Below are 1,054 nucleotides of genomic sequence, written 5' to 3'. Positions count from 1 at the left end.
AAACGCGACAAGGATGACCAAAATTACAGATATAACACTCATTTTAGTTATTTCTCCTTTTTATTTAACATTTGCTTTTTGAATCAAAGCAAACAAGTCAGCTTTAGAGTCGCTTGGTACTTTACGGACGTCAAACGTCACGCCAAGATCGCGCATTTTTTCAAATGTAGCGACATCATCCAAATTAGCTGAAAGAACATTATTCAACATCGTTTTACCTGTTGAATGAGCCATCGATCCAACGTTAATCGTTGAAATCAATCCAGGGCAAGCTTCGACAACAGCAAGTGCATCTTGCGGATTTTCAAAAAGCAAGAAAGCATGAGTGCCACCAAAACGTGGATCATTTGCGACTTCAATAAACTTCTTGATTGGAACAACATTCGCGTGAACTCCTGGAGGAGCAGCTTGTTCAATCAATGTTTTACGCATCTCGTCTTTTGCAACGTTGTCAGAAACAACGATAATCCGATCTGCTTTTGAATCTGGTGTCCAAGCCGTAGCGACTTGTCCGTGAAGAAGACGTGTATCAATGCGGACAAGATTAATCTTAATCTTTCCATCCCCAATGACTGTGCCTTCTGGGATAGCTCCTTGAGCTGCATCTGGAGCAGCTGAAACTGAAGTGAGTTCTTCTGGTTGAAGCGTATCTGGAAGGACACGAATGCCTTCCTTTGCTTCTTTCATGATGTTTGCCACGACTTTTTCAACCCCAGCAGACGCATCCATCATACGTTCTGTAAAGGCTTGAATAAGCATTGGCAAGTTGAGACCAGTGATGATAGCAATTTTACGATCTGGATTTTCATTCAAAATCGCACTTGACTGATTGAATGGAGAACCGCTCCATAAGTCAGCAAGGATAAGTACTTCATCTTCGGCATCAAAAGTTGCGATAGCATTTTCGAGCTTAGCATGTAACTCTGCAGGACCTTCAGAGGGCATGAAAGTGACAGTTTGTACTTTTTCTTGCTCACCGAAAATCATTGTGACAGATTGTTTAATGCCTAGTGCGAATTCGCCATGGCTCGCAATAACAATTCCGATACTCAAT

The 1,054-nt window shown here is 41.7% G+C and carries 1 protein-coding gene; it reads right to left on the bottom strand.

Annotated features, from left to right (window positions below):
* Nucleotides 1-60 precede the first annotated feature (60 nt).
* On the bottom strand, nucleotides 61-1,053 hold the full coding sequence (locus tag GHI93_RS12740; RefSeq protein WP_153497363.1) for a mannose/fructose/sorbose PTS transporter subunit IIA: 993 nt from the start codon (nucleotides 1,051-1,053) through the stop codon (nucleotides 61-63).
* Nucleotide 1,054: the final 1 nt, after the last annotated feature.

Origin of the sequence: Lactococcus hircilactis, assembly GCF_009601015.1 — a bacterium.
GTDB lineage: Bacteria > Bacillota > Bacilli > Lactobacillales > Streptococcaceae > Lactococcus > Lactococcus hircilactis.
The sequence above is the reverse complement of the archived record's forward strand: the minus strand, read 5'-3'. Positions and strand labels throughout refer to the sequence as shown.